We start from the raw sequence: 3,528 nt of genomic DNA on the forward strand, positions 1-3,528 counted from the left end.
CCGGCGCCTGCAGATTATCCATCACGCTGCCGCTTTGTGCAGTGTGATGATTGCCGATGAAGGTCAAGCCCAGGGTCGCCACGAAGAAGATGCCGGCAGCCACCGCGGTCGACTTCGACAGGAAGTTCGACGAGCCGGTCGCACCGAAAAGACTGCCCGACGCGCCGGAGCCAAAGGCCGCACCCATGTCAGCGCCCTTGCCGTGCTGCAGCAACACCAGACCGATGATCGCCAGCGCTGCCAGCACCTGAACTACAACCACTACCAAAAACAAAGTATTCATTTAAACAAGTCCACTCTTGATGTTTCAATCGCCTGCTGCATCTGCGTCAAAGTATCGCTTCCGCAACTGACAAACCCCTTACTTCACTTCAGGCCGCTGCCTTGATGATGGCCAGAAAATCTGCCGCCTTCAATGCCGCACCGCCGATCAGGCCGCCATCGATGTCGGCCATGGCCAGCAATTGCTCGGCATTGTCCGGCTTCATGCTGCCGCCGTACAGGACGCGCACCTTGGCCGCCGCTTCCGCACTCTTGGCACCGAGACGCGCACGCAGCATCGCATGCACTTCCTGGGCCATTTCCGGCGTGGCGGTCTTGCCGGTGCCAATCGCCCAGACCGGCTCGTAGGCCACCACGATACGGGCGGCTTCTTCCACACTCAGCGCCGCGAGTACGACGTCGAGCTGGCCACCCGCGATTTCGTTGGTCTGGCCGGCTTCGCGCTGTTCCAGCGTTTCGCCCACGCAGACCACCGGCGCCAGGCCAGCCTTCAATGCTGCTGCCGTCTTGGCCGCCACCGCTGCATCGCTCTCGCCATGATAGGCGCGACGCTCGGAGTGACCCAGAATGACATATTGCACACCAAATTCCTGCAGCATCGCCGCAGACACCTCGCCGGTGAAGGCACCGGAAGCATGCGCGGACATGTCCTGCGCACCCAGCGCCACAGCCGAACCGGCCACCGCGCCCTGCACTTGCGCCAGATAAGGCGCCGGCACACAGACGGCCACATCACATGCGTCAGCCGGCAGGCCTTCCTTGATACCAGCCACCAGGGCTGCATTGGCAGCCAGGCTGCCGTTCATTTTCCAGTTACCGGCTACGAGTTTGCGACGCATAGGCTGATTTCTACGAGATGGGTGTCAATTTGGATAACCTCGCATTGTAGCCGGTACAGGCACTTGGCGCAAAGCCGGACTGTCTCGGCCGTGCGCCCTGCACTCATCCGGTCACAGTTCCAGCATGATCTTGCCGATGTGGGCGCTCGATTCCATCATGGCATGCGCCTGCGCCGCCTGCTCCAGCGGGAAGCGATGATGGATCACCGGCTTGATCTTGCCGGCTTCGATCAGCGGCCACACGTGCTGGCGCAAGTTCGCAGCAATGGCGGCCTTGAAGGCGATCGGGCGCGGACGCAGGGTCGAGCCGGTGATGGTCAGGCGGCGGCGCATGACCTGCCCCATGTCCAGCTCGCCCTTGCTGCCGCCCAGCTGGGCGATGAAGACCAGGCGGCCATCGTCGGCCAGGGACTTGATCTCGCGCGGCAGGTAGTCGCCGCCGACCATGTCCAGAATCACGTCCACACCCTTGCCACCAGTCAATTCCTTGGCCACGGCCTCGAAATCCTCGGTTTTGTAATTGATGGCGCGTTCTGCGCCCAATTCTTCACATGCACGGCACTTGTCAGCGCTGCCGGCCGTGGCAAACACGCGATGTCCCAGCGCACGGGCGATCTGGATGGCCGTCACGCCGATGCCGGAAGAACCACCCTGCACCAGCAAGGTTTCTTCACCTGACAGTTGGCCACGGTCGAAGACGTTGCTCCACACGGTGAAGTAATTTTCCGGCAGGGCCGCTGCCTCCAGCGCGCTCAATCCCTTGGGCACCGGCAGGCACTGGGCCAGCGGCGCCGCGCAGAACTCGGCATAGCCGCCGCCCTGTACCAGCGCACAGACCAGGTCGCCCAGCTTGAAACCGCTGTCGCCCAGGTCGCCGGCCACGATCTCACCGGCCACTTCCAGGCCCGGCAGGTCCGAAGCACCCGGCGGCACCGGATAGTTGCCGGTGCGCTGGAACACGTCCGGGCGGTTCACGCCCGCCGCATGTACCTTGATGAGCACTTCACCTGCCTTCAACTCCGGCACGGGCCGCTCGCAGGCCTGCAATACCTCGGGGCCGCCAAATTGCTTGATTTCGATTGCGCGCATGTGTCCTATCCTTCAATTCAATGGGGTGTGATGGGCTCAGAGCGAAGCCGCCGCCCGCGCTGCCGTGTCGTACAGCCCGGAAGCATTGCGCAGCAGCTGGGCTGCCTCGCCGATGGCCTGGTTGGGAATGCCGCTCTCGACCTGCACCTCGATCAGGCAGCGCTCGCGCACCTCGCGGTATTTCATGCACAGCGCCTGCCCGGCTGGAGTCGTCGAAAACAGCAGTTCCTTGCCCGCCTTCTCGCTCTTGACGTAGCCGGCCTTCACCAGCTTCTTCAAGGCATAGGTGACCACGTGGGTGTCCTCGACGTTCAATACGAAGCAGATATCGGCCAGCTTTTTCTTCCGGTCCCGGTGATTGACATGATGCAGCAGCGAAACCTCGATGGCCGTCATGTCCTTGGCGCCGGCGGCGGCCATGCAGCGCACCATCCAGCGGTTGAAGGCATTGCTGGCCATGATGAGGGCGTATTCCAGCTCGGAAAGCTCGGCACTGCGTTCGGACACCAGATGCTGCGACGACACGATCTTGGTCGGACGCGGTGCCGCAACGGCCTCGGGCAATTCAGTCTGGACGGGCTTGGACGTCTCGTTGTTCTCTTGGCTCATGGGAAGCGTGGGGCTCAGGACGACAGAATGGCAACACTATAGCGCAAAGGCTAAATAAATAATTTATCGACATATTGTTTATATTTTCTTTGAAATGTAATATCCGCAAAAAAGCAGGGCTTCACCAGACGCACCTTGACCCCGGCAGCGGCACGGCCGGGTTCTCAACAAAAATCTCAGCCGAGGCGAGAGACACATGCAGCCACCCCAGCTCCACCCTTTGGGCGACCGCGCACTGCTCTGCAGTTTGCCGCCCCCTGCCACCCTGCCCCAGCAGCAACGCATCTGGGCACTGGCCACGCTGGCCAGTGAATGGGAAGAAGTCAGCGAAGTCGTGCCCGGCATGAACAACCTGACCCTGATCACCAAGCGCCCCGTAGCCGACCTCGACACCCTGACGCAACGCGTCCTGAAGAGCTGGCCCAAACTCGGCACAACAGCCAGCGAAGGCCGCACGGTAGAGATCCCGGTGGTCTACGGCGGCAGCGCCGGTCCTGACCTGGACAACGTGGCCCGTCACACCGGCCTGTCGACCAGGGAAGTGATCGAACGCCACAGCAGCGCCGAATACGTGGTGTATTTCCTCGGCTTCCTGCCCGGCTTCGCCTACATGGGCGGGCTCGACGCCAGCCTGGCCACGCCGCGCCACACCACGCCGCGGGTAAGCATCCCGGCCGGGTCAGTCGGCATCGGCGGCGAGCAGACCGGC

At 62.6% G+C, this 3,528-nt stretch carries 5 protein-coding genes; 1 reads left to right on the forward strand and 4 read right to left on the reverse strand.

Features of this window, described 5'->3' with window-relative positions; all coding sequences use genetic code 11:
- The 4 genes from secG to B3873_RS12850 form a co-directional block, all read right to left on the reverse strand.
- Positions 1 to 283 (reverse strand): preprotein translocase subunit SecG (gene secG / locus B3873_RS12835; protein WP_286866506.1); only part of this gene is annotated, 283 nt, incomplete at its 3' end.
- An 88-nt stretch (positions 284 to 371) separates the two neighbouring features.
- A complete protein-coding gene (gene tpiA / locus B3873_RS12840; protein WP_286866509.1) occupies positions 372 to 1,121 on the reverse strand; it encodes a triose-phosphate isomerase in 750 nt (249 codons plus the stop codon).
- A 111-nt stretch (positions 1,122 to 1,232) separates the two neighbouring features.
- Positions 1,233 to 2,210, reverse strand: a complete 978-nt coding sequence (locus B3873_RS12845) for an NAD(P)H-quinone oxidoreductase (RefSeq protein WP_286866511.1) — start codon at positions 2,208 to 2,210, stop codon at positions 1,233 to 1,235.
- 36 nt (positions 2,211 to 2,246) lie between these two features.
- Positions 2,247 to 2,819: a winged helix DNA-binding protein gene (locus B3873_RS12850; protein WP_084320063.1), complete on the reverse strand. Its 573-nt coding sequence runs from the start codon at positions 2,817 to 2,819 to the stop codon at positions 2,247 to 2,249.
- 196 nt (positions 2,820 to 3,015) lie between these two features.
- Between B3873_RS12850 and pxpB the strand changes: the two genes are divergently transcribed.
- Positions 3,016 to 3,528 (forward strand): 5-oxoprolinase subunit PxpB (gene pxpB / locus B3873_RS12855; RefSeq protein ID WP_286866512.1); only part of this gene is annotated, 513 nt, incomplete at its 3' end.

The sequence above is a fragment of the Herbaspirillum sp. UBA812 genome (assembly GCF_002296545.1).
GTDB classification, from domain to species: Bacteria; Pseudomonadota; Gammaproteobacteria; order Burkholderiales; family Burkholderiaceae_D; genus Herbaspirillum; species Herbaspirillum huttiense.